Annotated in this window: 3 protein-coding genes and 1 pseudogene; 3 read left to right on the plus strand and 1 reads right to left on the minus strand. The window is 70.8% G+C overall.

Annotation, left to right across the window (positions count from 1 at the left end; translation table 11 throughout):
• Positions 1 to 87 precede the first annotated feature (87 nt).
• Both ACY45C_RS09530 and ACY45C_RS09535 read left to right on the plus strand, forming a co-directional pair.
• Positions 88 to 456 (plus strand): hypothetical protein, encoded by a 369-nt coding sequence (locus ACY45C_RS09530; RefSeq protein WP_462187264.1) that lies wholly within the window; start codon positions 88 to 90, stop codon positions 454 to 456.
• A gap of 31 nt (positions 457 to 487) precedes the next feature.
• Positions 488 to 2,257, plus strand: a complete 1,770-nt coding sequence (locus ACY45C_RS09535; protein ID WP_462187265.1) for a glycosyltransferase family 39 protein — start codon at positions 488 to 490, stop codon at positions 2,255 to 2,257.
• A 125-nt stretch (positions 2,258 to 2,382) separates the two neighbouring features.
• Here the strand turns inward: ACY45C_RS09535 and ACY45C_RS09540 are convergent.
• Positions 2,383 to 3,741 (minus strand): annotated as a pseudogene (locus ACY45C_RS09540) (glycosyltransferase 87 family protein); the annotation flags it as partial.
• A 262-nt stretch (positions 3,742 to 4,003) separates the two neighbouring features.
• Here ACY45C_RS09540 and ACY45C_RS09545 point away from each other — a divergent pair.
• Positions 4,004 to 5,500, plus strand: a complete 1,497-nt coding sequence (locus ACY45C_RS09545; protein ID WP_462187266.1) for an NAD(P)/FAD-dependent oxidoreductase — start codon at positions 4,004 to 4,006, stop codon at positions 5,498 to 5,500.
• Positions 5,501 to 5,935 lie beyond the last annotated feature (435 nt).

Raw genomic sequence — 5,935 nt, forward strand, 5'->3', positions numbered from 1 at the left:
GGCACGGCTGGGCGGTGACAGTGCACCGCGCGCAGGGCAGCGATGTGGCCCGCCGTCGTCGCCGTGTTCCCGCCGGAGGCCGGCCGGATGCTCACCCGTCCGCTGATCTACACGGCGCTGACCCGGGCGCAGGCCCACCTGTCGATTGTGCCCGTGAACGGCCCGGCCATCCGCAACGCCGTGCGGAGCTCGGGCGGACGGCGCCGTATGACGCTGCTCCCGGCTCTGCTCGCCGGGCAGACCGCCGGCGGCTTCGACGATCCCGACGACGATCCCGACGGGGGGGCCGGACGACAGGCCCGACGGCGGGTCCGGCGCGCGGCGGGCGGGCGGCGCGACGGCTGGGGAGGCAGCCCGCGTACGGGACGGCGACGAACGGATGACAGTCTGAAACGTCGGGGCGTACATCCCCGCCAGCAGGCGACTGCGGCCACCCGGCGGAAGGCGGTTCTCTGACGGGAGGCAAGATCGTGGCAGACGAGGGGGCATGGTGAACGTAGACGCATCCGGGAGTCCAACCGCCGGCCAGGACGCCGGATCCGGGCCGGCGGTGCTCTCGGGTCCCCGCCGCCCCCAGGCGCCGGTGGGCGTGACCGCGACCGTGACCGCGGTCGTGGCCGCAGCCGCGAACAGTGCCACAGCCGGTGTCACGACCGGGACGGTCATCACGCCCGGGACCGCGTGCACGACCACCGCCGTGGCGCGGATCGCGGCGGCCAGCCCGCAGCTGCTGGTAGTCGCCGTCATACTCGCCGTCGCCGCCGGCGCGCTGATGCGGTTCGCCACCCCCAGCCATCTGTGGCTCGACGAGTCGTTGACGGTCGCCATCGCCTCGCGCCCCGTCCCACAGCTGCTCGACGCACTGCGGCACGACGGCTCACCGCCGCTGTACTATCTGCTGCTGCACGCCTGGATCGCGGTGTTCGGCGACGGGGACGTCGCCGTGCGGGCGTTGTCCGGGGTGCTGTCGCTGGCGACGCTGCCGGTGGCGTGGCTGGCTGGGCGGCGGGTGGGCCGGACGGCCTCCCAGGCCGGAAACGGTGGCCGTGACGCCGACGCCTGGGTGATCCTGGCGACTCTGCTGATGTTCGCCTGCTCTCCCTACGCGATCCGCTACGGCAGCGAGACGCGGATGTACTCGCTGGTCGTCCTGTTGGTGCTGGTGTTCGGGCTCGCGACCGTGCGGGCGCTGGAACGCTCCGAGCCGGCCCGGCTGGCGATGCTGACGCTGGCGACCACCGCCCTCGTCTACACCCACTACTGGACGTTCTTGCTGATCTTCACCGTGGCGGCGTTCATGCTGCTGCAGGCCCGGCGGCGGCCCCAGTACCGGCAGGTGACCCTGCGGGCCTTCGCCGCGATGGCGGCCTCCGCCGCGCTGTTCGCACCGTGGATGCCGTCGTTCCTGTTCCAGATGCTGCACACCGGAACGCCCTGGGCGCCCAAGGTGCAGGCCCAGGTGCTACTGGACACGGTCTTCGACTGGGCCGGCCCGACCTCCACGGGTGCGCTGCTCGGCATCGTGCTGCTCGGGGGCGCGCTCATCGGCCTGACCGCGCGTCCGGACGGGCGGGAGCTCGCGGTCAAGCTCTCCGGCCGGGTGCCGGGCCGTTACCTGGCCGCGATCTGGCTGGTCCCCCTCGTCCTGGCCTACTTCGTGAACATGTTCGGCGGCAGCGCCTACGCCGAGCGATACACCGGCATCGCCCTGCCGGCCTGCCTGCTGCTCGCCTCCCTCGGCATCGCCCAGCTGCCGGGCCGGCATGTGCGGGCCGGGGTACTGGTCGTCGCCTCGCTCAGCGGCCTGCTCGGCGGGTGGCAGCTCGCCCGGACCGAACGCACCCAGGCCGGGGAGATCGCGGACCGGATCGTCGCGCTGGCCCGGCCGGGAGACGTGGTCGCCTACTGCCCGGACCAGCTCGGCCCGGCCGTGCACCGGGCAATCGAACGGCACGGCGAGGTCACGGTACGGGAGATCGTGTACGCGGACAGTTCCGGCCCGGCGCTCGTCGACTGGGTCGACTACGCCGACCGGATGAAACGGGCGAACGGCACCAGCTTCGCGGCCGAGGTCAACGAACTGGCCGGTCCCGGCCACGCCGTGCTGCTCGTCCGCGCGGACGGTTACCGGTTCCTGGAGGGCGCCTGCGCCGTGCTGTCCGACCAGCTCGCCACGCTGCGCGACCGCACCGTGCAGGTCGAGCGGCGCAACCTGTACGAGGGCGCGTCGCTGGAACGGTTCTCCACGCTGCGCTGACCGCCCGCGCGGGCGGGGTCGTCGACGGCGAGGGCCGCGACGGCCAGCACGAGCAGACCCATCGGCAACGTGTAGTGGTTGAAGAAGGTCTGCTTGTTCATCAGGTTCAGGGTGAGCAGGACCAACGCGGCCCCCAGGCAGAACCCGGTGGCGTCCCCGCGGGCCCGCCAGGCCGCCGTGTAGGCACCGAGGAGGGCGACCGCGGTCAAGCCGAATCCGAGCGTGACCCCGAAATGCGACGCCAGGCCCGGCAGGGACAGCGAGTGGGCGAGCACCTCGTAGTGGAGGTTCGTCCAGACCGCGTCGTCGAGGAAGTCCCGGGGACCGGCCACCACCCAGGGGGCGACGAGGAGCGCCGCCACGACCGCGGCCGCGGCCGTCCGGCGGGGCCCGAACGCGGGGTAGCCCGCCGCCATGGGGATCAGCAGCACGACGTGCTGTTTGGTCGCCAGGGCGAGCGCGAACGCGACGACCGCCACCCGTCCCCGCCCGCTCGTCGACGCCCACACCGTCGCCGCCAGGCACGCCACGAGCAACGGCTCGGTCCAGGACTGCTGCAGGGCGTACATCGACTCGGGGAACACGACGACCAGCAACGGCAGCGCGGCCACCGCCGGCGCCGCAGGTGCCCTTCCCCCGGGTGCCCTTCCCGCGCCCGCGACCGCGCGGATCAGGACCGCCGCCACCGCCAGGGCCAGCAGCAGGCCGTAACGGACGTCACCGAGCAGAAGCCGGAAGGGAGCCAGGAGCACGGACGTGACCGGTAGATAGGGGTAGACGTCGAACAAGCCGTCGACCGGGTACTCGGCCCGGCTCGGCGCCCACTGCTGCCGGTACATGTCGGCCCCGTGCGGCAGGCCGGCCGTGGAGACCTGGAGCAGGTGGAAGACGTCGATGCGGGGCGTCGGCACGGCGCGGATCGTGGCGACGCCCGCCGCGCAGGCCAGGGCCAGGACCAGCCAGAACACCCACGGAGAGGCGAGCACATCGAGCCGGCCCCGGCCCTGGTGGGGCTCCCGGCCGATCCGGCGCCCCCGGGCGGCGCGGTGCAGCATGACCAGGATCGACCCGGCGGCGAGCAGGCCCGCGAGGATCGCGAGCACGTCCGCCACCGTGGCGAACCGGCCGACGGCGTAGTAGCGGGGACGGCGCACGAGCGGCACGACGCCGATCATGACCGCCACGAGCAGCCACGCCCCAAACCACCCACGCGGGCGCACGGCCACGGCGGTGCTGGCGGTACCGGCGTCGGCGGCGGGGCCGGCGGTGCCGGCCACGACCACCACCGCCAAGATCACTGCCGCGAAACCTACCAGGACGCTCGACAGCGCCCAGGCGCCGTACCGACCATCCTTGGCCGCGATGCCACCGGCCACCGCGCACCAGCCGACCAGGATCGCCGGCATCACCCGCCCCGGAGGAACCGGCCCGTCCGGGGGAGGCGAGGTCTGCGGTGCCCGTTGACCGGGTATCGGCAATGCCATGTGCGCACGATGCCAGAGCCGCACCCGATCAGGCGGCCCGGACGCGCGTTATGGGAATAGGGCGGACGTATCACGGATCATCGCATGGTGTCGGGGCGAGGGGGTGCGGACGGGTCGAGGGGGTGCGGACGGGTCTCCGCTCGCGCCATGCAACACTTGCGACCCGGGACCGGTCCCAGGGGTCCGGCGTCCCGGTGGCGCGATGCCCGGTGTCCGTCCACCCGAGTGACCATGAGTGTGTGTTGAGGAGAGGTCCTGCACAGTGACCGAAAAGCCAGAGGTAGTCGTCATCGGAGCCGGACCGGCAGGTCTGACCGCCGGTTGGGAGCTGGTGAAACGGGACGTCCCCGTGACGATTATCGAGGGTGACTCGGTCGTCGGCGGAATCAGCCGTACGGCCCAGCGTGAAGGTTGGCGTTTCGACATCGGCGGCCACCGCTTCTTCACCAAGGTTCCCGAAGTCGAGAAGCTCTGGCACGAGATCCTGCCGGACGAGGACTTCCTGCTGCGCCCCCGATCGAGCCGCATCTACTACAACGGGAAGTTCTTCGACTACCCGCTCAAGGCCGGAAACGCGCTCGGCGGGCTCGGCCTGGTCGAGGCGGCGCGCTGCATGGCCTCCTACGCTGCGGCCCGGATCCGGCCGCCGCAGGACCAGAGCAACTACGAGAACTGGCTGGTGGCCCGTTTCGGCTGGCGGCTCTACCGCACCTTCTTCAAGACCTACACCGAGAAACTGTGGGGCGTTCCGGTCAGCGAGATGCCCTCGGACTGGGCCGCGCAGCGCATCAAGAGCCTGTCCATGATGAACGCGATCGTGAACGCGGTCCTACCGAAGCGGAACCAGAAGGAGATCACCTCCCTCATCGAGGAGTTCCAGTACCCCAAGTACGGGCCCGGAATGATGTGGGAGACCGCCACCGACAAGATCACTAAACAGGGCGGCCGAGTGGTCTTCGAGGAGAAGGTCCGCAAGATCCACCACGCCGACGGCCGCGCGACCGGCGTCACCACGACTGTGACCGGCGGGTACGGCCCGGGGGCCGGTGCCCCGGAGTCCTCGCGCTCCGACCTCGGCAGCGAGTACCAGTACCAGGCCGACGAATTTATCTCGTCGATGTCGTTCTCCTCCCTCGTCCGGGTGATGGACCCGCCGGCACCGGCCTACGTGCTGGCGGCGGCGAACGCGCTGAAGTACCGCGACTTCCTCACCATCGCCCTCGTGGTGCCGGCCTCGGCCGGTTTTCCGGACAACTGGATCTACATCCACTCCCCCGCCGTCAAGGTCGGCCGGATCCAGAACTTCGCCTCCTGGTCGCCGTTCCTGGTCAAGGACGGGCGTACCTGCCTCGGCCTGGAGTACTTCGTCTTCGAGGGTGACGAGACCTGGAACGCCCCCGATGAGGAACTGGTCGCGCTCGGGACGAAAGAACTCGTCGAACTGGGTCTGATCAGGGCCCAGCAGGTGAAACAGGGTTTCGTCGTACGCATGCCGAAGGCATATCCATACTACGACATACACTACAAGAAGAACGTCGATATCATCCGCGCCTGGCTGGCCGAGAACACGCCGAACGTCCACCCGGTCGGCCGTAACGGCATGCACCGTTACAACAACCAGGACCACTCGATGCTCACCGCGATGCTCACGGTCCAGAACATCATCGACGGCACCAAGCACGATGTGTGGGAGGTCAACGTCGACGAGGATTACCACGAGGAGGTTTCGTCGCCGGCCCGGGGCGCCGCCCGGTCCTGACGGAGGATTCGCCCGGGGCACGGATTCATCCGGGACGGGTTTGTCCGGGACGGATTCATCCGGGGCACAGATTCGACGGGCGTCGCCACTCGAACGCCGTCACACGGGCATCGCCGGAATGTCGGGCGCGTTTCACCGCCGGCGCCCGCTCCGCTTCCGGGGCCAGCCGGCATGACCGGGGACGGCCCGGTATTACCGAGTACGGAGCGGATGGGTGACGGGACGGGCCGCGTCCCGTCACCCATCCGGGACATCATCGAGGCGTAGGGGCGCGCCACGCGAGACTGGTACCGGGTGCGGCCCTGCCCGGCCGGCCGGTCGTCTACCGGCCGGCCCGTCGCAGTCCGGTCAATGTGGACGGAAGGGACTGACCGTGACGGATGTCGCGGTCCGGCCGGCGGAGCAGCTCCCGGAGCCGGTCGACCAGGTCGGGAA

The organism is Frankia sp. CcWB2 (genome assembly GCF_977927585.1).